The following is a 21,315-nucleotide window of genomic DNA, read 5'->3' as shown; positions in this document are numbered from 1 at the left end:
CTGCAAACTAAACAATAGGTTCTTTTCACCACCCAAAACGATAGTTTTGACAGACCTCCGGTAGCTATCAGGGGATTCTTTCTTTTGCAACAATACCAATTATTGCCATAAGTGAGGCCAGAGTCAAGCTTGCTTGAACTATGAGGTAGAGCAATAATCTCTATGAAAAAACAAAGAGGCTGTCCGAAGTTTAAATTTCACGCAAAGTGCGATAGCTATCGCACCACTAAGAAATACGTAAAGACCGCAAAGCATATTGCTTTTTCAATCAATTCTTTGCGAACTTTGCGCACTTTCTTTTTGCGCTCTTTGCGAGAAAACTTTTTATTTACGGACAGCCTCTTCTTTAATACTATATCTTAATCCTAAGTTTTACTTCAGATAGGTATCAAGCCAACGGAAGAATTCACGTTGCCATAAAATACCATTGTGGCACTGTAATACCCAGTGATTTTCTTCCGGGAAATATAAGAAACGTGCAGGTACACCACGCATCTTAGCCACATTGTAAGCACCCATTCCCTGTGTATAAGGAATACGGAAATCCTTAGCACCATGAATAACCAGCATAGGAGTATCCCAGTTTTTCACGAAGTTATGTGGTGAGTTGGCATAACTGCGCATGGCAGTTTTATTGCTTTTATCCCAATAGTTGCCTTTGTAATCCCAGTCAACAAAGAACATCTCTTCAGTCGTGCTGTACATCTGTTCAAAGTTAAAGATACCACAGTGAGAGATAAATGCTTTAAAACGCTTCTTATGATTACCGGCTAACCAGTATACAGAATAACCACCATAGCTGGCACCGGCCGCACCCAGGCGATTTTCATCAACGAAAGGCTCTTTTGCTACAGCGTCAATTGCCGAGAAGTAGTCTTTCATGTTCTGACCACCGTAATCACCGCTGATCTGTTCGTTCCATTCCTGGCCAAAACCAGGTAAACCACGACGGTTAGGCGCAACGATAATATAGTCATTAGCAGCCATCATCTGGAAGTTCCAGCGAAGGCTCCAGAATTGACTTACCATGCTCTGAGGACCACCACCGCAATACAACAGTGCAGGGTATTTCTTGTTCTTATCGAAGTTAGGAGGATATATTACCCATACCAACATCTCCTTGTTATCAGTGGTTTTGATCCATCGTTTTTCAACATCACCCATTTTTAACTGGCTCAACAATGGCTCGTTAACCTTAGAGATATTGGTTCCTTCACCTGTTTCAGCATTGACATTAATAATTTCTGTAGGATGCTTCATTGATGTTTGTGTAGCGATCAAACCATTGGCAGCAATGGCCACTGAGTTATAGTTGTGAATGCCATCAGTAACCTGAGAGACACTCTCATCAGCCATGTCAAAGCGGAAAATCTCTTTCGATCCTTTGTCCTCACTTGTGAAATAGATGTGTTTGCTGTCTGGTGTCCATGTTAAACCGTGCACATTCTGATCAAAATCAGCTGTGTAATCCTTTTTGTCGCCAGTGGCCAGGTCCATAATGAACAAGCGGTTTTGGTCTGCTTCATACCCATCGCGTTCCATACTTTCCCAGGCCAGGTATTTACCATCAGGAGAATATACAGGGGCAATATCATATCCCATCATACCCTCGGTGAAGTTTTTAGTGCTGCCAGCCTCTATGTTATATACATAGATATCACTGTTGGTTGAGAAAGCAGCTTCCATACCCACTTTCTTCTTACTGGTATACGCAATGTTTTTACCATCAGGAGAGAAGTTGATCTGCTCCATGCCACCCCAAGGTTTATTTGGTGAATGGTAGCGCTCACCTTCCATAATGTCGGTGCCTTTACCTACTGTAGCGCCATTGGCATATTTGATGTAGTGTACGTGTGTGTATGTTGGATCAACCCAATGGTCCCAGTGACGATACATCAGATCATCTTCAATGCGGGCGTCCGCATATTTCAGGTCAGGATGAAGATCGTGAACCGTTTTATCAAGTTTGATACTTTTCAGGTAAGCCAGTTTATCCATAGTCGGCGAGTACTTATATCCTTCAATACCACCTTCAATTTTTGTTACCTGCTTGTTCTGCGTTCCGTCCGGATTCATTTCCCATAGCTGAACATCTCCTGATGCGGCAGATAAATAGCTTATTTTAGCTCCGTCAGGACGCCAGCTAACTTCAAATTCACCACCTTTAGTTGATGTTATTTGCTTGAATTCGCCTCCTGCCACTGGCATGGTGTAAATATCAGAGTAGGTCTTATTCTCTTCAATTTTCGTGTAGGAGATAGTGAAAGCAATTGTTTCTCCGTCAGGTGAAACGGCTACGCTACCTACACGTCCAAATGACCAAAGTACTTCGGGTGTCATAATTTCACTGTCAACCTTTAAATTGCGGTTGGTGAAAGTTGCCTCTTTATCAGTTTTTTGTGGAGTAGAACACGCTCCTAAAAAAAAGACAACAGCTGCTATAAAAGCAATGTGTTTCATGATAAAATTGATTTATTATTAAACTGTTTATTTGTCGCGTTTTTCGTTCCGACTAAGTTAAGAAGTTATTTGTAATCAGGATTTGAGATTTGTCAGGAATAGATATTCATTTCGATCCCTGGTATGAGTTGTGCTGCAATAAGAGTTTGATGAGCTGTTTGTTACTTTCAGCCTGTTGCCATTGAAACTTAAATTCAGGTGAATTACTTGTCTCAATAAGCCTCTTGAGGGTATGGAGCTGCAGGTTCCATTCATCTTTAGAATAGGCTATGATATAAATAGCATGCAAGGGGCTTGAATGACCCGCGTCAATACCCGTAGATGATTTATAGAGCATCAGGTCAAATTTTCGATGCCCCTTGACAGGAATAGACAGGCAGGCCACTCCCTTGGTAATGATACAGTCGGGACTATTGAGTCTCTTGATAATCAGATTACTTAGCTCTTCCTGGTCTGTTTTAAGCTTTTCATACTGCAGGTTAGCTGCAAGTTGAGCAAAGCTGTCAGGTGTAAATGTTGGATCAAGTACTGTCACCGTTTGCTGTTTAATGAGTTTGCCGTACCACTTGGGGGTCGTTCCATCTCTTTCAACCAGTATTTCCCTTAGTTCTTCTTCAAGCAGTTGATCGGTTGTTCTTATGCCTGTTAAACGCTCTATTAAATGTAGTAATGCGTATTCTCTTTTTATGCGTCCATGGGCGTATATAAAATACCAGGCGACACCACTGGCAATAAAGACGACAACAAGCAACAAGGGCATTGTACCCAGTTCAAAAAGTAGAAATACATAGCAAATGATACCAATGATCTGGGCCCAGGGGTAAAAAGGTGAGATATATTTAGGGCGATAATGGTTGATATTGGCTTCACGCATAAAGATCAAAGCCACATTGGCAATGATGAACAAAACCAGTTTTAGGGCCGAAGCGGTTTTGACAAATGTTTCGATATCGAGAAACAGAATAACCGAAATCATAATTGCCGAGGTAAACAGTATGGCAACGGCAGGTGTTCCCTTTTTTGTCAGCCGGGTGAAAATGTTGGGTAATAATTCATCTTTTCCCATGGCCAGAGGATTACGCGAAGCAGCCAGCAAACCGGCATTACCGGTTGATATGAAAGCCAGTAAAGCACCAAAGGTCATGATGACGATACCGAACCGTCCCATGATAGTGCCTCCTCCAATGGATATGGGAGTGAAGGTAGAGCTTAATTCATCAGGATTAAGAATACCAACTGTTATAAAAACAACGGCCACATATAATATTGAAACAATACCCCATGAAGAAAAGATGCCAAGGGGCAGATTACGCCCCGGGTTTTTAACTTCACCTGCTATTGCGGTTACTTTCGTGGTGCCGGAAAAAGCAATAAATATTAATCCTGCAGTCACAAAAACAGAATCGGTTCCGTTGGGTACAAAGGGGATAAACCTATTGGTATCAACATAAAATGCCCCGACAAGGATGTACAGAAACAGAATAAAAAACAGAATAAGCACTGTTATGGTTTGGAAGCGACCCGAAAATTTGACGCCTTTAATGTTCAGGGCTGTAAAGATCAAACACCAGCTCACGCTAATGATCTTCATTTGTACCTCTGTGATATCCGGTTTCAGCAGAATCACAAAGATTCCCATGGCCAGTAATGAAAAAGCTGATTTAAATGCCAGGGATATCCAGGCTGTCAATCCTCCAATGGTTCCCATCATAGGTCCCATGCTGCGATCGGCAAAGACATAAATGCCTCCTGTAACGGGCATGGCAGTAACCAATTCAGACTTTGATAAAACGGTTGGAATAATCATCAGGCTGGCAATGATATAAGAGAGTATCATGGCAGGGCCGGCCTGGGTATAGGCAATGGCTGGCAAGATAAACAAGCCGGAGCTGATCATTACACCCGAGGAAACGCTAATTACCTCCAGTAGACTTAACTGCCGTTTTACTTTTCTTGCCATAGTCTTATTTTAATTGGTCAATGCATCGCTAAGCATTCATCATTCATAGCTCACGCACATCAGCAAATGCACCGCTTTCCATTTCCCGGGCTTTCTCCATGCCCCGGATCAGATTTGCGGCAGCTGCTCTCGAGTCAGGCATATCTTCGGTATAGCGCGCTTGCTGTAAGCGCTCAACGGCCGGGTATTTGTCCGTTTCCTTAATGTTCCAGATGGTTTCCTGTATTTCGCTGTCCACCAACCCCGGGGCAAATGCAATAAAATGGGTGTCGGGATGCTCTTTCGCATATACATTCATCAGCATGTTAAGCGCTGCTTTCGATACCGCGTATGGCCCCCAGCCCGGGGTGCTGCGCAGTGACGCCTTGGTTGACATGCCTACCACCTGACGAATGTCTTTCCCGAGGCTGAAAAGCAAGTCAAGCAATACCTTATTTGACCATACATTGACATCCATCACTTTTTGCATAGCCTCGGTATTGACTTCACTCATCCACTTGACAGGCCCGAGTACTCCTGCATTGAGAATAAGCATATCGATGCGTTTACACTCATCTAAAAATGCCGGTAGTTTCTCCATTACCGCCTTATGGTTGGTTACATCCAGCTGCAGGTGATGAAAGTTGGCTTCGCCTGCCAGATCATCGGCAATACGCCGACTGATTCCCCACACTTTAGCACCTCGCGCCAGGTACTCTTGTGCCAGTCCATGACCAATGCCAGAGCTGGTGCCTGTAATTAGTATATGCATGCGTTTTATTTTGAATTGGTTTCTATATAACAATATCGGCTTTACTGATGGCAAATTCAATCTTTAGGCTCAGAGTTGTACCAATGTTCTTGATTATATTTATTTAAATCATTGGTTTGTGTTATATTTTGCCACTCTTAAAACCACCGTTTTCTTTTTTTTTGACCACGGATTACACGGATTACACGGATTATCTAATCGCTTAGCGATTAGTTGTAACAATAATCAAATGGTCCAGTCAATAATTCGTGTACCCCGATAGCCATTGGGGTAATCGGATTTAGCGGATTATTGGCTTCGCCAAAGTAATCGCTACGCGATTGCACAATTCGTGTAATTCGTGGTTCAATCTTTTTTATTTATATCATTGGTTTGTACTATAACTACTTCCTTTGAAATCACGGTTTTCTTTCTTTTGACCACGGATTACACGGATTATCTAATCGCATAGCGATTAGTTGTAACAATAATCAAATTGGTCTAGTCAATAATTCGTGTACCCCGATAGCCATTGGGGTAATCGGATTTAACGAATTATGGCTTCGCCACAGTAATCGCTACGCGATTGCACAATTCGTGTAATTCGTGTAATTCGTGGTTCAATCTTTTATATTTATTTAAATCATTGGTTTGTGTTATATTTTGCCACTCTTAAAACCACCGTTTTCTTTTTTTTGACCAAGGATTACACGGATTACACGGATTATCTAATCGCGAAGCGATTAGTTGTAACAATAATCAAATGGTCCAGTCAATAATTCGTGTACCCCGATAGCCATTGGGGTAATCGGATTTAACGGATTATGGCTTCGCCACAGTAATCGCTACGCGATTGCACAATTCGTGTAATTCGTGTAATTCATGGTTCATTCTTTTTTATTTATTTAAATCATTGGTTTGTTCTTTACTTACTTCTTTAGAAACCAGGGTTTCCTTTTTATTTGACCATGCCCCGATAGCCAGAGGAATAGTCCATTCAACAACAAACCAATATGCACAAAAAAAGCCGTTTAGAATCTCTAAACGGCTTTCTTCACTATATCGAATAACTTATCTTCTTTTATGCTTTCTTCGCGCTGGTTTAGGCGAAGCAACCTCAAGACTTACCTTCTTACCTTTAAGTTTGGCTTTGTTTAGCTTGGTAATCAGCTCCTGCTCATATTCTTTATCCACCTCAATGAACGAGAAGTTACGCAACAATTCAATCTTACCAATCTTAACAGTTACACCTTTCATGTTACTGTTGATAAGACCGATAACTTCACCTGAAGTTAGTTTGTCTGTCTTACCGATGTTCAGGAATAAACGGCTAAACTTAACTCCACCTCTGTCGCCACGGCCTCTTTTGCCGCCTTCTTCCTTGTAGATATTAAGGTCTGGCGCATCTTTATAATACTCCATGAAGCGGTTGAACTCAGCAGCAACAAACTGTTTGATTAACTGCTCTTTGTCCATTTCAGCCAGCTTTTCATATACTGAAGGCAATACGGCATTAACCGGTGAAGTTTCCTCCAACTCAGTCTGTCCTACACGATCCAGGAAGTGGAATAATTGCTTTTCGCAAATTTCATCGGCTTTAGGAACCATTTTACGAACAAATGTTTTTTTAGCAATCTTCTCAATGGCCTTAATGCGGTGCATTTCACGGGAGTGGATGATCGATACAGATACACCTTCTTTACCTGCACGTCCTGTACGTCCACTACGGTGGATATACACCTCGATATCATCAGGTAAGTTATAGTTGATAACGTGCGTCAGATCGTTAACGTCAATACCACGTGCTGCAACATCAGTAGCTACTAATAACTGCAGGTGTTTTTTGCGGAAACGGTGCATCACCAGGTCGCGCTGTGCCTGCGACAGGTCGCCATGAAGTGCATCAGCGTTGTAACCATCGGCCATCAGCTTATCAGCAATGTCTTTTGTTTCCTGACGTGTGCGGCAGAAAATTATACCATATACATCAGGAGTGACATCAACAATACGCTTTAATGCGCGGTAGCGGTCATGTGCCTGAACCATATAGAAATGGTGGTCTACCTTTTCAGCACCCTGATTCTTTTTACCAACGCTTATTTCAACTGGCTCCTGCATGTAGTTTTTAGACATACGTGCAATCTCAGGAGGCATGGTAGCTGAAAATAATAATGTCTGGCGCCATTCAGGTGTTTGTGCCATAATGCTTTCCAGGTCATCTTTAAAACCCATGTTAAGCATCTCGTCAGCTTCATCTAAGATCAACCAGCGTACTTCACCCAATTCAATGGCTTTACGGTTGATCAGGTCGTTCATTCTCCCTGGTGTACCTACTACAATGTGGGTACCACGCTTTAATGATTTAATCTGAGTTCTTATTTCTGCACCACCATAAACAGGTGTAATATATAAGTCTCTGTAATTCTTGGCATAATCCTTCAAATCTTTGGTGATCTGAAGACACAACTCACGTGTAGGACACAAAATAAGTGCCTGTACATTTTTCGATTCACGCTCAATTTGTGGAATAACAGGTAGGCCAAATGCTCCGGTTTTACCTGTACCGGTCTGCGCTAAGGCAATAAGATCGTTTCCGTAATTAAGAATTTCAGGAATTGTTTTGCTTTGAATAGGTGTAGGTGTTTCGTAACCAAGTTCACCAATAGCACTTAGGATTTCCTCTGGAAGTCCCGTTTCTTTAAATGTTTGCATAATCTGCTTTTTATCCACCCGCCTCCACGTTCTTGCAGCTGTTACCCGGATTTAGCAAATTACATTATGCTACGAAGTGCTACCGAAAGTGACCGGAGTGGTCCTTATTTTTACTGAGGCGCAAAGATAGACCGTTTTTTCGATAATCTATCCTATTAGGCTTGTCCTAAGCTATATTTTGTGATTAATTAACGTTAATGCATTAATGCGGGTCCGGATCTTTGTTAAGAACGGACATCATGATGATTGATATTAACAATGTGAGGCACTTGTTACAATGATACTTTCAAGGATAGTAGATAATTGCGTCCTGGTGCGGCTATACCCGACGAATAAGTTTTATAGCGTTCATCAGTAATATTATCAACGCCTGCAGATATCGTTGTCGAATTGGTAATGTTATACTGTGCTCTGAAGTTCAATGTTGTCCAGCCTGGGGAATAAGGATTACCATTGGCATCCATGGCATACAGATATGCTTTGCCTTGCTCTGACTCCGGCAGATCTTCAAAAGCCACTTCGCCATTATATTGAGCATACATATCGACTTTCACTTTTTTCTTTTCGTAACTAATGTGTGTGCTGCCAAACCAGGGCGCTGCATGGCGAAGGGGGGAGTAGGAGCCGTCTTCCAGTTCTTCTTCTCCCTTTTGGACGTTAAAGCGTGATGATGCACTAAAACCATTTTTCCACTTGTACTCAACACCAGCCTGGATACCATAAACATAGGCGTTAGCGGCATTTTGAATTGCTTGTACTCTGCTTGGCTCACCGTCGTAAATGATGTAATCTTCTCCATTTTGCTGATAATCACGACGAACCATTGCATTAGTTAAGTGGGTGTAATAGGCCGCCATATCAATCTTCCACTTTTTAACAAGCACAACAGCTGCCCCAAGCTCACCATTTATTGCATACTCAGGCTCCAGATCCGGATTTGGAATGACAACAGCCCCGGGTTCCGAATCAAACACTTTACCGATATCATCAATATTTGGGGCTCTGAAACCTGTTGAAACGGAACTGCTCAGTTGCCAGTTTTCACTTGGATTGTGTATTATTCCAATACTACCTGTTAGTGCCCCGGTATTAATGTTTGCCTTGGTGAAATTAAAGTCGTAAAACGTATTGTCAAAATCAGCATTCAGGATGATGTAATTATAGCGTAAGCCGGCTTGTAGATTTGTTTTGGAGCCCAGGTGTTTAAGATAGCTGCTGTAAATAGCCATAGAAAACCAATTGGAACCATCGGGATAACGGGAAGCGGCATCAGAGATATTACCGTTGATCAGGTTTTCTGATAAACCGTCAGAGCCAACTGTATTACCGATAAACTCAATACCATAGTAGAGTTTGCCATTGTCTTCCCATGGCTTTTCAAAATCCAGGTTAAAACTAATGGCATGCACTTTTTCGGTACGTCGCGTTATAGTCTCTTCGTTAAGTTTGCGATTATGACGGCTTTCTTTAAAAAACTGATGGGCTATAATGAGTTGCATATGGTCAAAATACGCATTAGAGGCGGAGTGCTGGATATTCAGGTTGTTCATTACCCATTTTTGAGGGCCGTAATACCAATCGCCATATTTAAGCTCATCATTATCATCGTACATGATAAGTCGGTCGTAGCGCGGAACATCTGACGATTCTGAATAATGAAATCCATAGTTGAGTTGCCAGTTTTCATCCGGTGTGTATTTAAACTTCTGCATCAGGTTTAACTGGCTGTAGGCTGTTGGTACTTGCTCTTCAGCATCGCTGTTAGTAACAATTACATCTTCATTATTGATTCTCTTTACATATTCAGGACGCAAATAATCAGCCGGACCTTTGCTACCCATTGTTAAATCGCCAAAATCAGAATAGCTAACCGAAGTAAAAGATGCCAGCTTGTTAAAGCCAAGGTTAAAGTCGAAATGGCCTGTCTTTTCATTATTAGCCGATGCATACCTGGTCAGTGCATTACCTTTAAATAGTTTTTTATCGTCATATGATTGTATGGGTTCAAAGGTGTAGAAACCCATCACACCTCCTATTGCGTCACTGCCATAGATTACAGAGCCCGGACCAAATATTACCTCGGCACGATTGGTTGCGAAAGGATCAAGTGAAATGATGTTTTGAATGTTTCCGCTTCTGAATATGGCATTGTTCATACGTACTCCGTCAACAGTGATAAGTACACGATTAGTGGCAAATCCCCTTATCATGGGACTACCTCCACCCATCTGGCTTTTTTGAACATATACATCTCCTGTCATCTCAATCAGATCAGCAGCAGTCTGCGGATTGGAGAAACTAACATCCTTAGGCTTCAAAACAGATATTTTAGAAGGTGTTTCACGGCGACCCTGTTTCCATTTGGTTGCCGATACAACCACTTCATCCAAAGAAAGCTCGATCTGCTCCATATATACATTAAAGCCATTTGCTTTTAATTCATTGTAGCTTATTACTATGGTTTCGTAACCTATTAGCCTGAAAGTAATGTGATCAATGCCTTCAAATTCGTTCATCTCAGACTGTCCCTTCATATTGGTGATGGTGTTGATCTGTGAAGATGGGGCAATGATAGTAACAAGTTCAAGAGGTTGATGCGTTTGCTTATCTCTGACCTGAACAGTTTGCGAAAGAGCATTGAATGAAAATAGAGCAAGAATAACAACTAGTATATAGTGATTCATTGGAACGTCCGATGGTTAAATATTTACGACGGCTTTACATCAAATATCATGCAAATATATGGTTTTTCGAGTGCAATAATCAGGTGTTTATCAGTTCTGATTTTACTGTTTACCATTTTAATAGTATATCTATCTGGTTTGTTAGGGGTTACATATTTAATCCTCAGGTTTTTTTCTTTTGTCAGGCGGATGCGTCTATTTGTCAAAATAAATCAAACGTTTATCCGTATTTGCGTATTCATCTGGTAGTTACTCAATTATTAAAATTTAATTAGGGATAATGAAAAATTATTGTTTAGGTCTGATGATGTTAATGACAGGTTTGATAGCAACGGCGCAAGACTTTTCATATGTCAATGAAATTGACCTTGAGGATAAAGCGCAATACGAAGAAGCAAAAGAAGCTGCCATGGAATGCTGCTGCTATTTAACCGCAGTACGATATGATAAAAAAGATGAGCAGAGAACAATTGCTGCCACGTATGTTAAGCAATGGCTGGAGACCCTTGATTCACAAGATATTTTGCTGCAAAATGTATTTGAAGAACAGGAATCTCTTCTGGAGATGTATATGGCTTATTATGCCATGAATTACCTCGATGAAGAAGGTGAAGCGGCAGTAACAGAGTTACAGGCGGCAGCCCTTGAGGGGGTTGTTGCTTATTGTTCAATTCCTACAAACAAGCTTAAAATGACTAAAGAGCTTAAGGAGATTAGTAAGCTTATTGAATCAGGTGAACTGGAGCAAAGTATCATCAACTCTACACTGACCAGCTCTGTTGACTAGCCTAACGCCGGTGACTAAACATGTTTTAGGACTTGTATAAATATAACAAACCCAACCCGAACGAGGCTGTCCGAAGTTTAAATTTCACGCAAAGTGCGATAGCTATCGCTCCACTAAGAAATACGCAAAGACCGCAAAGTATATTGCTTTTATAGTCAATTCTTTGCGAACTTTGCGTACTTTCTTTTTTGCGCTCTTTGCGAGAAAACTTTTTATTTATGGATAGCCTCTTTTTTGTGCCCAACATTGAGTTGACTGGTGGTCAAACTTATTCGAATTCCAGGTTTATCTCCAAAATTTCGGGCCGGTTACCTGTTCTGACGGGTGGTCCCCAGGTGCCAAATCCGGTACTTACAAGGAAATGGCTATCACCTTTTTGAAGGTAACCGCGACTAAGCTCAAAAATGCGCCTGGTAATGTAGCCAAATGGCCATAGCTGACCGTGGTGGGTGTGTCCTGAAATTTGCAGATCAATACCGTTTTGAGTGGCTTTCTCAAGGTTATAAGGTTGATGATCGAGCATGATTAGCGGCTTATTCTTATCGAGTGTCTGTATCAGATCGGCTATTTCTTTACGTGATCCACCTGCACGGTTTTTGTCACGGTCTTCGCGTCCGATAATGTAAAACAGATCATTGATAAGCACTGATGAATCTCTTAAGACCTTGACGCCATGATCCTCAAGATACTTTACCGATCGGTCTGCTCCACCAATATATTCATGATTACCTGTTGATGCATAAACGCCCAAAGGGGCATTGAGTTTCCTGAGGCTTTCACCCAGGTTTTGCCTGATGACTGGTCCAACATCCTCATCTACCACATCACCGGCAAAAAGAATGATGTCAGGATGAAGCGCGTTTATTGTCTCCACAAGTTTATTTGTTTTTCTGGGACCGATAATGGTTCCTAAATGTATGTCGGAAGCGGCAACGATTTTTAATTGTTTAATCCCATCGGCCTGTTTATTGATACTGATGTTGTGTTGGCTTATTTTGGTCGTCCACGCGTTAATAAAACCGCCTAGAATGATCAGGGTACCCAAACTTGTAATGCCTATTCCCGTATAATACTTCAGTTTCAGGTAGCTTTCTGTTCCTGTTTTAGGCAGGAAATGCAGAAAGGAGTTAAATATGCGAACCAGGTCAGTTGAAAAGATAAGCAGAGTGAAATATAACATGCCGGCAAACCAAAACGCGCCTATCCAGTGTAAAGTGTTGGATAAGGGTGAATACCAGATGCGTTCAAGAAAACGTCCTGCCGGGTATGCAATAACCATTACGATCATCAGAATGCGAAAAGCAGTCTTTAAAGAAGGTATTGTTTCAAGCCACTGTATGCCCCTGTGATAAATATAATAGTTAACCAGAAAATGGATGCTGAGAATAATCCCCAGGAATATTAAAAATGCGTAGTTCTTCATGTTTAGCTGTTAAAATAAAAAGGACTTAAAAATAATTATCTATCTGCTTGATATTAAATTTTTATGAATGAATTTGTGATATTTAGGTTTGAACCATTTATATTCGGGGCTGTTTGGTACTTGGATACTAATAAGCTGAATTCGATTTGAAATAATGTATTCAGAAAACAATATTTATTCAAATTCAGTTCAAAATAAACACATCATGGGGAAATTGAAATATTTAATAATGATCGGTGGAACGCTGATACTTCTTGGTATTGTTTTAAAAGTACTATCAGTTGAAGGTCCCTGGGCTGCAATCAGCTTTAGCGTAGGCGGAACCTTAAAACTATTATACATGATCATAGGAGTGCGTTCAGGTCAGGTGAAGGTAGGAGCCGAAATCGCCTTGTTGGTGATTGGCTTAGGATTGATCTTTACAGCCGTTTACCTTCGCAAGACCGATCAGCTGATGCATTTATATGTTTGGTTTTTAAGCATCGGCGTATTGATCAAAGCATTGTTTGTCACCTTGTTTATCCTTAAACAGAAAAGGTATCGGAAAGAATTAGCTGTTGAGTAATTTTTGTTTTCCAGTCAAATCAACTATGTTTAAGCGTTTATAATCTAACATCTATGATTTGGGAGTCAAAAAAGAGTTTACTGTTACTTGTTTTCTTGCTGGTTGTTAAACTATCAAATGCACAGGTGCCTGTTGTTTACAAGGAATTGGATCTGGATCCCGACTATTGTCTGCAGGTTAATAATTTTGAAGTTGCACAAAGTATTGAAGACCTGAAGGAGATTCCACTGAAATACAATGCTAAATGTGAATCAATTGATTTTGGCAAGATAAATTTTAATAAAAAATCAGTGGTCGTTTGTAGTCAGTATGTTCGTAACGGAGAAAAAGCTATTAAAACAACTAAGGTTGAGGTCTTAAGGAATGATAAAACCAAGCGCATCGATATTTACTTCGCGTCCTTTGGTTCAACTTTAATTCAGCGCCAGGGGAAGATTTTTGAGAATAGAAAGTGGCTGTTGTTACCTAAGTTTCCGGAGAATTATAAGGTTGATGTTCACTACTCCTTAAAGGTTGTGGAACCATAGTTAAAACAAAAGATAAAAGAAAGGCGAGCTATTTAAGCTCGCCTTTTTTAATGTTGTTATTTCGCTGCTGCGGCATTTTCTTTTATGGTTGCCATAATTTTTTGTTCCAGCTCTTCTGCTAATTCAGGATTATCTTTAATCACTTCCTTAACAGCTTCGCGACCTTGTCCAAGTTTTGTTTCACCGTAACTGAACCATGAGCCGCTCTTTTTAACTATGTTCATTTCAACACTCATATCAAGTATTTCACCAACGCGGGAAATACCTTCTCCATAGCGAATTTCAAATTCAGCTTTCTTAAATGGGGGCGCAACTTTGTTCTTTACAACCTTAACACGGGTATGGCTACCTACAACGTTTTCACCGTCCTTAATTTGTGTTACACGACGTATATCCAAACGAACCGATGAATAAAACTTCAATGCGTTACCACCGGTGGTCGTTTCAGGGTTACCGAACATAACACCGATCTTTTCACGTAACTGGTTAATGAAAATACAGGTAGTATTCGTTTTATTAATGGTAGAGGTAAGCTTACGAAGGGCTTGTGACATCAGACGTGCCTGAAGTCCCATTCTTGAATCACCCATATCTCCTTCAATCTCGGCTTTAGGTGTAAGAGCCGCTACCGAGTCAATAACAATGATGTCAATGGCAGAAGAGCGGATCAACTGATCAGCGATTTCCAGGGCCTGCTCACCATTATCGGGCTGTGATATCAATAAATTCTCAAGGTCAACTCCCAGTTTTTCAGCATAGAAGCGATCAAAAGCATGCTCAGCGTCAATAAAGGCAGCAATACCACCGGCTTTTTGAGCCTCTGCTATGGCGTGGATAGCTAAAGTGGTTTTACCTGATGATTCAGGACCATAAATTTCAATAATTCGACCACGTGGAAATCCGCCAACACCTAAAGCCATGTTCAAAGCAATAGAACCGGTTAGGATAACAGGCACTTCTTCAACTGCCGCATCATCCATTTTCATAATGGTTCCCTTGCCATAGGTCTTGTCAATTTTATCCATGGTCAGCTGAAGTGCTTTCAGCTTTTCTTTGTTCACATTATTGTCTTTCTTTTCTGCCATTATTTCGATTTTAAGCTGTTTCTTCCTTTTGTTGGGTTATTGGTCTAATTCTGATAATATCTGATTAGTATGATCTTTAGTTTTTACCTTTTCAAATATCTTAATGATGATTCCATTCTCATCTATAATAAAGGTCTTTCTCAAAACACCCATGTATTCTTTACCATACATCTTTTTTAAGCCCCAGGCATCATACTGTTGCAGTATTTCTTTCTCAGTATCAGCAATAAGGTTAAAGCGCAGGCTGTGCTTGGCTATAAACTTCTGGTGCGAAGCAATGCTGTCAGGGCTTACCCCAATCACTTCAAAACCCTTGGCTGTCAGCTCATCATAACTTTCACTCAGGTTGCATGATTCTGCAGTACACCCCGGCGTATTATCTTTAGGGTAGAAATATAAAATCACCTTTTTACCCGTAAAATCATTTAAGCTGATTTCTTTTTCGTCTTGATTGAGCCCCTTAAATACGGGAGCTTTATCTCCTTCTTTTAGCATTTCTATTGATTTTAAAGCGAATAGACATTTGTGATTGTCATGCTATTCTTAGTTACAAATATATTTAAATAAGAACGATTAATGGTGGGCATGGTTCAAAAGTTATTAACAGTCATTCTTTCAGATGTATATAAACATAAGGAAAGAATTTGTAAGCTTTTTGAATCAGGCCTTGCAAAGGATTGACAAATGCAATCTTTTGTAATTATTTTCAAGGGTCGAACTAGCTATTTGTTGTGTAATGTTTAATTTTGGGACTTTAAAATACACCAGAAACAATCAACCTTATGTATAAATTGAAGTCGATAGCTTTAATATTATTAGTAATTGTTACCGGATTAACAGAGTTAAGCTTTGCTCAGGAAAAGATGTATTCAGCAAAAGAAGCTCTTGCTTTGTTTAAAGAAGGTAACTACACTGAGGCAGAGATAGCTTATGAGTCATTGTTAAAGAGGTATGATCGCCAGATAAAGTACAATTATTATTATGGTATATGCCTGATTCAGAATAATCATGATATCTCGCAAGCAGTTAAACGACTAAAATATGCTGCTCTTAAAGGTGTTAGCCGAGATGCTTATTATTACCTGGGACGAGCTTACCAGCTAAGTTATCAGTTTGAGGAAGCAATCAATCAATACAATCGCTTTTTAAAATATGCCTCCGCTTCAGATATACGCAATGAAAAAGCAGAAAAGTATAAGCTGGAAAGTGAATTTGGCTTACAACAGGCAGCAAAAATATATCACCTCGATGTTTATGAGCGTGATACCGTAGCAAAAGAAGAGTTTTTAAAAGCCTATTATCCTGCCTCTGATGTGGGTAAAATTGGTCATAATAAAGATTTCTTTGAGTCTGGTGTTGATCCTGAAGGCGTACTTTATCTTACTGAGCGAGGTGATGAAGTGTATTTCTCAATGAATAATGAGGAAGCCATCGGTAAACTGTTCAAGATGGAGAAATTGCTTGACGGTTGGAGTGAGAGTGTGGCTTTAGATGGTATTAATTCCGAAGCCGACGATCAACAGCCTTTTGTATTGATTGATGGTTCAACCATATTCTTTTCATCAAACAGAGAAGGCGGTATGGGGGGGTATGACCTGTATAAAGCTGATTATGACGCCGAACAGAAAACATTTGCAAACCCTGTTAACCTGGGTATTCCTTTTAACTCACCTAAAGACGACTTTTTATTCGTGGCAGATGAATTTAATCAGTTAGCCTGGTTTTCATCTAACCGTGAAACCAATGATTCAACACTGATTGTATATACCATTAAATGGGATAATACGGTTGTAAAAAGCTTTGTTCAGGATGCTAATGAGGTAAAAGTAGTGGCAGCCCTGGAATTATCAGACATTGAAAGATCATCAGCTAACGGAGCTAAGCAAAAAGGCAAAAATGCGACAGCAAAAGCTGAAGAGGCCTTTCGTTTTGTAGTAGCCGATACATTGGAGTATAGTCAATTGTCACACTTTCGAAGCAATGAGGCAAAGGCTAAATTCAAGGAGGCTGTTAAACTTGAAAATCAGAAAGACAGCCTGTCGTCCTTAATGCGTGAAAAGAGAAATTTATACGCCCGCACTAATTCAGACACGGAACGCTCCATGTTGGTGAATGATATTTTATCAATGGAGAAAAAAGTCTATGGTCTGGACGAAAAAATTGAACGCACCTACTATATGGCCCGGCTGACCGAACAAAATAAAATTAAGGAGCTGGTAGCAAATGGTCAGTATGTTCCGTTAAGCCAGGCAAGGGTTGCAAAGAAGAAGGAAATGGATTTAGAGAAAATTTTGATTCCTGAAGAATATACATTTTATACGGATGAAGAATTTGAAAGGCAGTTACAGGAGTTGGAAAAGATGTATCAGCAATTATTTGACGCCGATCAGATTAAGCAACTTCGTCATGCCGATTCTCTTTATGTTTGGGGCAATATACTCAACCTTGAATCGTCTAAATTACTGGAGGAAGCTAATAATGCACCAGCTGAAACAGAGTCGGTCCTGGCCGTGATCAGAAATAAAGATTCAGTGGAAGAGGAAAGTGCAACACAGGCTCAAGTGTTTAAAGCCAAAGAATTAAAGCTGACTGCTCTTAAACTCTATCATGAATCGCTCAATAAGAAAGTCATCATATATGACGAGCGCATTAAAGAGATTCTCCTGACAAATTCAGTTGATGATCTTGGCTATCTTGAAGAGCTGCAGGCAGAAGGCAGGGAGTATTTTAATGAGGCGATGGAAATGGTTGATCCGGTAAATGGTTTCGATGTTGTTAGATACGAAAAGGCGGGGACAATTAAGAGAGCAGGGATAAATTCACAGGAACAGGGACTGATTCAGTACGCAGAATCCAATGCTCAGGTAAATACCGAAGTGCCTGCAACAAAAACAAAGGTGCCAAAAACATACCAGGAATTGCAGGGCGCTGATGTTGTAAAAGAAGAGCCTGCAAAGGTGGTTGAAAATGCCTTTAAAAAGACAGAGGGCAAGTTGGTTTATAAAATTCAGATAGGCGTATTTAAAAATGAACCGAATGCTGATGCTGTATCAAAAATTCCACCCATTTCTAAACAAAAGGTAGCCAACAAAGACCTGACGAAGTATTTTGCCGGCAATTATTCATCATATACTGAAGCTGATAAGTATGTTCAGCAGGTGCGTGATGCAGGATTCCCGGGTGCTTTTATCGTGGTATTTGAAGATGGTAAACAAATTAATCTGACTGAAGAACTCAAAAAGTAGAAATTAGTTTTTCACAAAAAAATATGGTTAATTTATAGAAACTTTTATGATATGGTTTCATTTAGCAAAAGAAGTGAAGAGCATAATATGAAAGGTGGCGGAAACGAAAAACGTATTCTGACACTTCATAATGATGATGAAAATTCTTTCGATCATGTAATTGATGTTTTATGTGAAGTATGTGAGCACGATGCCATACAGGCTGAACAATGTGCCATGTTAACACATTACACCGGTTCATGTCAGATAAAATCTGGCAATATTGATGATTTACTGCCTCTTAAAGAGCAGTTGTCGGAAGAGCGTTTATTGGTTACAATCGATTAATTTTTATGTCTGCACTTGTTATTATCTTAATTATCCTCTTAGGATTATTCTTGTTTATACTAGAGTTTTTTGTTTTTCCCGGCGTTACCATTGCAGGTATAGGTGGGTTTATTTTTACAGCAGGAGGTATTTTACTGACCTATCAGGGTTATGGCACTACTTATGGTAATATTGCCCTGTTCAGCACTTTATTAGCCGGTTTAATGATGTTGGTTATGTCATTTCGTTCCAAAACATGGAACAGGCTGATGTTGAAAACAGAAGTTGAAGGTAAAGTAGAAACAGTAGAGGAATCAAACCTTAATGTTGGTGATGAAGGTGTGGCTGTAACGCGCCTTAATCCTGTTGGTAAAGTAATGGTTAATGGTGAGTTGATCGAAGGAAAATGTCCCGGACACTTTGTCGATGAAAACACCGAAGTAGTAGTGAAAGAAGTATTTAAAACTTACATAATTGTCAAACCCAAAAACTAATTAGATGGAAGGATTAGCTCCCATATTTTTGATAGCAGCGGTCATTGTCGTTGTATTCTTATTCCTTTATTATGTGCCAATTTTACTTTGGTTCTCAGCCCTGGTTTCAGGTGTTCGTATTTCACTGATCCAGTTGGTGTTAATGCGTATCCGTAAGGTTCCTCCAGGGGTGATCGTTCGTGCATTGATCGAGGCCTATAAAGCAGGCCTGTCTGAAGTGAAGCGCGATGAACTGGAAGCTCACTACCTGGCAGGTGGACATGTTGAAAATGTTGTTCACGCCTTGGTATCTGCAGCAAAGGCCAATATTGACCTTAACTTTCAAATGGCAACAGCCATTGATCTGGCAGGTCGTGACGTATTTGAAGCAGTTCAGATGTCGGTAAATCCTAAGGTTATCGATACACCTCCGGTAGCAGCAGTTGCCAAGGATGGTATTCAGTTAATAGCCAAGGCCCGTGTTACTGTTCGTGCCAATATCAAGCAGTTGGTTGGTGGAGCAGGCGAGGAGACAGTTCTGGCTCGTGTAGGTGAAGGTATTGTTTCTTCAATTGGTTCATCTATTTCCCACAAAGCTGTTCTTGAAAACCCTGATTCTATTTCAAAAGTAGTATTGGAAAAAGGTCTTGATGCGGGAACCGCATTTGAAATTCTGTCTATTGATATTGCAGATATCGATATAGGTAAAAACATTGGGGCAGGTCTGCAGATCGACCAGGCCGATGCTGATAAAAATATTGCACAGGCTAAGGCCGAGGAGCGCAGAGCAATGGCGGTTGCCCTTGAGCAGGAAATGAAAGCCAAAGCTCAGGAAGCGCGCGCTAAGGTAATTGAAGCTGAAGCCGACGTTCCAAAGGCCCTTGCAGAGGCTTTTCGTAACGGAAACCTTGGTGTAATGGATTACCTCAAGTATAAAAATATTGAAGCCGACACGGCCATGAGAGACTCAATTGCCAAACCGGGTAATAAGCCTCCGAAAAAAGATTAATTTTTTTAAAGCTACCCTCGGGTAGCTTTTTTTTTGACCGATAATTAGTTATGAGAATTGAACAAAAAGTGGCCTTAAAAAGTGCCCATTTTTTTTCATATTAATTTTGGCAGTTTAATTCTATTTGCTACTTTTGCAATCGCAATCGCAAAGGGGACGAGGCTTAGAGAAGAAAGAGCGATTGTTTCTCTTTAAAGAAAGAGGTAAAAGGAGAGATGGGTGAGTGGCTGAAACCACCAGTTTGCTAAACTGGCGTACGGGTAACCGTACCGGGGGTTCGAATCCCCCTCCCTCCGCTCAATTTTAGTTTCGGGGTGTAGCGCAGTCCGGTTAGCGCACCTGGTTTGGGACCAGGGGGTCCCAGGTTCGAATCCTGGTACCCCGACAACTTTTAAGAGCTAAATAAGGTTTTAGCTCTTTTTTATTGAAATAATTATTGATTCGGGGTGTAGCGCAGTCCGGTTAGCGCACCTGGTTTGGGACCAGGGGGTCCCAGGTTCGAATCCTGGTACCCCGACAATCTTTTAGGAGTTAAATAACGGTTTGGCTCTTTTTATGAAATATTATTTGATTCGGGGTGTAGCGCAGTCCGGTTAGCGCACCTGGTTTGGGACCAGGGGGTCCCAGGTTCGAATCCTGGTACCCCGACAATGTAAAATCAAATACATTACAAGCTTGTGAAGCAATAGTATCACGAGCTTTTTATTTGCGTAATTGTTATTGCGTAAGTGAAGAACAGGAGAGATGGGTGAGTGGCTGAAACCACCAGTTTGCTAAACTGGCGTACGGGTAACCGTACCGGGGGTTCGAATCCCCCTCCCTCCGCCAAATTATTGATTCGGGGTGTAGCGCAGTCCGGTTAGCGCACCTGGTTTGGGACCAGGGGGTCCCAGGTTCGAATCCTGGTACCCCGACAAAATAAACATAATCAAAAGCTCATGATTCATCTGAATCATGAGCTTTTTTGTATACATGCTTCTGGTAAGATATGATGGGTTAAGGGAATGGGGTACAACTAAAATCCGAATCACAACCAATTTCTCACCTAAATAGATAAACTCCTCAACTCTTAAACTATTAAACTCTTTCAACAATTAATCGGATATACGATGTTGGATGCTCAATTCGACAGTTAGACAATTTAAATATTATAGCTGTATGTCAGGCTGAATTGAAAATCGACGAAGTCAAAGCCTGATACATCAGAACTTGGGCGTTGCCCTTTAGTGTTCGAAAAGATTCAAACATTCACATATATAGTGTTTTGCAAGCTGTAAATCAGCTCTCCTCCTGGCAAGGAGGAGTACCTCGACGAAGGAGAGGGGAGGTGGTTTTAAGTCTTTTTTATA

General features: G+C 40.7%; 15 protein-coding genes and 6 tRNA genes. 13 read left to right on the top strand and 8 right to left on the bottom strand.

From position 1 onward, the window contains the following. Window positions 1-372 precede the first annotated feature (372 nt). From dpp5 to ACRD69_RS23180, 5 genes are all read right to left on the bottom strand, one after another. Window positions 373-2,460: a dipeptidyl-peptidase Dpp5 gene (gene dpp5, locus ACRD69_RS23200; protein WP_430817541.1), complete on the bottom strand. Its 2,088-nt coding sequence runs from the start codon at window positions 2,458-2,460 to the stop codon at window positions 373-375. A gap of 106 nt (window positions 2,461-2,566) precedes the next feature. Further along, the gene (locus ACRD69_RS23195) at window positions 2,567-4,420 is read right to left on the bottom strand and encodes an APC family permease (protein WP_430817540.1); all 1,854 of its coding nucleotides are present in this window, start codon (window positions 4,418-4,420) and stop codon (window positions 2,567-2,569) included. 43 nt (window positions 4,421-4,463) lie between these two features. After that, a complete protein-coding gene (locus ACRD69_RS23190; protein ID WP_430817539.1) occupies window positions 4,464-5,171 on the bottom strand; it encodes an SDR family NAD(P)-dependent oxidoreductase in 708 nt (235 codons plus the stop codon). Between the two features lie 1,050 nt (window positions 5,172-6,221). Next, the gene (locus ACRD69_RS23185; RefSeq protein WP_430817538.1) at window positions 6,222-7,862 is read right to left on the bottom strand and encodes a DEAD/DEAH box helicase; all 1,641 of its coding nucleotides are present in this window, start codon (window positions 7,860-7,862) and stop codon (window positions 6,222-6,224) included. Window positions 7,863-8,134: 272 nt separating this feature from the next. Further along, entirely contained in the window at window positions 8,135-10,546 is a 2,412-nt protein-coding gene (locus tag ACRD69_RS23180) for a TonB-dependent receptor (RefSeq protein WP_430817537.1), read from the bottom strand. A gap of 280 nt (window positions 10,547-10,826) precedes the next feature. Between ACRD69_RS23180 and ACRD69_RS23175 the strand changes: the two genes are divergently transcribed. Beyond that, the gene (locus tag ACRD69_RS23175) at window positions 10,827-11,333 is read left to right on the top strand and encodes a hypothetical protein (RefSeq protein ID WP_430817536.1); all 507 of its coding nucleotides are present in this window, start codon (window positions 10,827-10,829) and stop codon (window positions 11,331-11,333) included. Between the two features lie 268 nt (window positions 11,334-11,601). On the opposite strand, the gene ACRD69_RS23170 is transcribed toward ACRD69_RS23175, so the two are convergent. Next, window positions 11,602-12,756: a metallophosphoesterase gene (locus ACRD69_RS23170; RefSeq protein WP_430817535.1), complete on the bottom strand. Its 1,155-nt coding sequence runs from the start codon at window positions 12,754-12,756 to the stop codon at window positions 11,602-11,604. A 205-nt stretch (window positions 12,757-12,961) separates the two neighbouring features. Here ACRD69_RS23170 and ACRD69_RS23165 point away from each other — a divergent pair, with 205 nt between their 5' ends. Then, window positions 12,962-13,321: a hypothetical protein gene (locus ACRD69_RS23165; RefSeq protein ID WP_430817534.1), complete on the top strand. Its 360-nt coding sequence runs from the start codon at window positions 12,962-12,964 to the stop codon at window positions 13,319-13,321. Window positions 13,322-13,374: 53 nt separating this feature from the next. Continuing rightward, window positions 13,375-13,848 carry a hypothetical protein gene (locus ACRD69_RS23160; protein ID WP_430817533.1) on the top strand — a complete coding sequence of 158 codons (474 nt, stop codon included), beginning with the start codon at window positions 13,375-13,377 and terminating at the stop codon, window positions 13,846-13,848. A gap of 56 nt (window positions 13,849-13,904) precedes the next feature. Here ACRD69_RS23160 and recA read toward each other — a convergent pair whose 3' ends face one another. Further along, window positions 13,905-14,933 carry a recombinase RecA gene (gene recA, locus ACRD69_RS23155; protein ID WP_430817532.1) on the bottom strand — a complete coding sequence of 343 codons (1,029 nt, stop codon included), beginning with the start codon at window positions 14,931-14,933 and terminating at the stop codon, window positions 13,905-13,907. Between the two features lie 36 nt (window positions 14,934-14,969). Beyond that, on the bottom strand, window positions 14,970-15,428 hold the full coding sequence (gene bcp / locus ACRD69_RS23150; RefSeq protein WP_430817531.1) for a thioredoxin-dependent thiol peroxidase: 459 nt from the start codon (window positions 15,426-15,428) through the stop codon (window positions 14,970-14,972). A gap of 287 nt (window positions 15,429-15,715) precedes the next feature. Between bcp and ACRD69_RS23145 the strand changes: the two genes are divergently transcribed. The 10 genes from ACRD69_RS23145 (at window position 15,716) to ACRD69_RS23100 (ending at window position 20,880) form a co-directional block, all read left to right on the top strand. After that, on the top strand, window positions 15,716-18,178 hold the full coding sequence (locus ACRD69_RS23145) for an SPOR domain-containing protein (RefSeq protein WP_430817530.1): 2,463 nt from the start codon (window positions 15,716-15,718) through the stop codon (window positions 18,176-18,178). 51 nt (window positions 18,179-18,229) lie between these two features. Beyond that, the gene (locus tag ACRD69_RS23140) at window positions 18,230-18,505 is read left to right on the top strand and encodes an ATP-dependent Clp protease adaptor ClpS (RefSeq protein WP_430817529.1); all 276 of its coding nucleotides are present in this window, start codon (window positions 18,230-18,232) and stop codon (window positions 18,503-18,505) included. Between the two features lie 5 nt (window positions 18,506-18,510). Continuing rightward, window positions 18,511-18,978, top strand: coding sequence for an NfeD family protein (locus ACRD69_RS23135; protein ID WP_430817528.1), 468 nt, complete (start codon window positions 18,511-18,513; stop codon window positions 18,976-18,978). A 4-nt stretch (window positions 18,979-18,982) separates the two neighbouring features. Beyond that, a complete protein-coding gene (gene floA / locus ACRD69_RS23130; RefSeq protein ID WP_430817527.1) occupies window positions 18,983-19,966 on the top strand; it encodes a flotillin-like protein FloA in 984 nt (327 codons plus the stop codon). A gap of 209 nt (window positions 19,967-20,175) precedes the next feature. Then, window positions 20,176-20,262, top strand: a tRNA-Ser gene (locus tag ACRD69_RS23125). 14 nt (window positions 20,263-20,276) lie between these two features. Further along, window positions 20,277-20,351: transfer RNA gene (locus tag ACRD69_RS23120), tRNA-Pro, on the top strand. Window positions 20,352-20,408: 57 nt separating this feature from the next. After that, window positions 20,409-20,483: transfer RNA gene (locus ACRD69_RS23115), tRNA-Pro, on the top strand. 56 nt (window positions 20,484-20,539) lie between these two features. Then, window positions 20,540-20,614: transfer RNA gene (locus ACRD69_RS23110), tRNA-Pro, on the top strand. Window positions 20,615-20,704: 90 nt separating this feature from the next. Beyond that, a tRNA-Ser gene (locus tag ACRD69_RS23105) sits at window positions 20,705-20,794 on the top strand. 11 nt (window positions 20,795-20,805) lie between these two features. Then, window positions 20,806-20,880 (top strand) — tRNA-Pro (locus ACRD69_RS23100). The last annotated feature ends 435 nt before the right edge of the window (window positions 20,881-21,315 follow it).

Source organism: Carboxylicivirga agarovorans, assembly GCF_050589845.1.
Classification (GTDB): Bacteria; Bacteroidota; Bacteroidia; order Bacteroidales; family Marinilabiliaceae; genus Carboxylicivirga; species Carboxylicivirga agarovorans.
This window is presented reverse-complemented; position numbering and strand designations above follow the sequence as displayed.

Coding starts and splice junctions, on each gene's coding strand:
- recA (WP_430817532.1), bottom strand. CDS start 14,933: ATGGCAGAAAAGAAAGACAATAATGTGAACAAAGAAAAGCTGAAAGCA.
- ACRD69_RS23170 (WP_430817535.1), bottom strand. CDS start 12,756: ATGAAGAACTACGCATTTTTAATATTCCTGGGGATTATTCTCAGCATC.
- bcp (WP_430817531.1), bottom strand. CDS start 15,428: ATGCTAAAAGAAGGAGATAAAGCTCCCGTATTTAAGGGGCTCAATCAA.
- ACRD69_RS23180 (WP_430817537.1), bottom strand. CDS start 10,546: ATGAATCACTATATACTAGTTGTTATTCTTGCTCTATTTTCATTCAAT.
- ACRD69_RS23195 (WP_430817540.1), bottom strand. CDS start 4,420: ATGGCAAGAAAAGTAAAACGGCAGTTAAGTCTACTGGAGGTAATTAGC.
- ACRD69_RS23135 (WP_430817528.1), top strand. CDS start 18,511: ATGTCTGCACTTGTTATTATCTTAATTATCCTCTTAGGATTATTCTTG.
- ACRD69_RS23165 (WP_430817534.1), top strand. CDS start 12,962: ATGGGGAAATTGAAATATTTAATAATGATCGGTGGAACGCTGATACTT.
- dpp5 (WP_430817541.1), bottom strand. CDS start 2,460: ATGAAACACATTGCTTTTATAGCAGCTGTTGTCTTTTTTTTAGGAGCG.
- ACRD69_RS23160 (WP_430817533.1), top strand. CDS start 13,375: ATGATTTGGGAGTCAAAAAAGAGTTTACTGTTACTTGTTTTCTTGCTG.
- floA (WP_430817527.1), top strand. CDS start 18,983: ATGGAAGGATTAGCTCCCATATTTTTGATAGCAGCGGTCATTGTCGTT.
- ACRD69_RS23185 (WP_430817538.1), bottom strand. CDS start 7,862: ATGCAAACATTTAAAGAAACGGGACTTCCAGAGGAAATCCTAAGTGCT.
- ACRD69_RS23140 (WP_430817529.1), top strand. CDS start 18,230: ATGGTTTCATTTAGCAAAAGAAGTGAAGAGCATAATATGAAAGGTGGC.
- ACRD69_RS23175 (WP_430817536.1), top strand. CDS start 10,827: ATGAAAAATTATTGTTTAGGTCTGATGATGTTAATGACAGGTTTGATA.
- ACRD69_RS23190 (WP_430817539.1), bottom strand. CDS start 5,171: ATGCATATACTAATTACAGGCACCAGCTCTGGCATTGGTCATGGACTG.
- ACRD69_RS23145 (WP_430817530.1), top strand. CDS start 15,716: ATGTATAAATTGAAGTCGATAGCTTTAATATTATTAGTAATTGTTACC.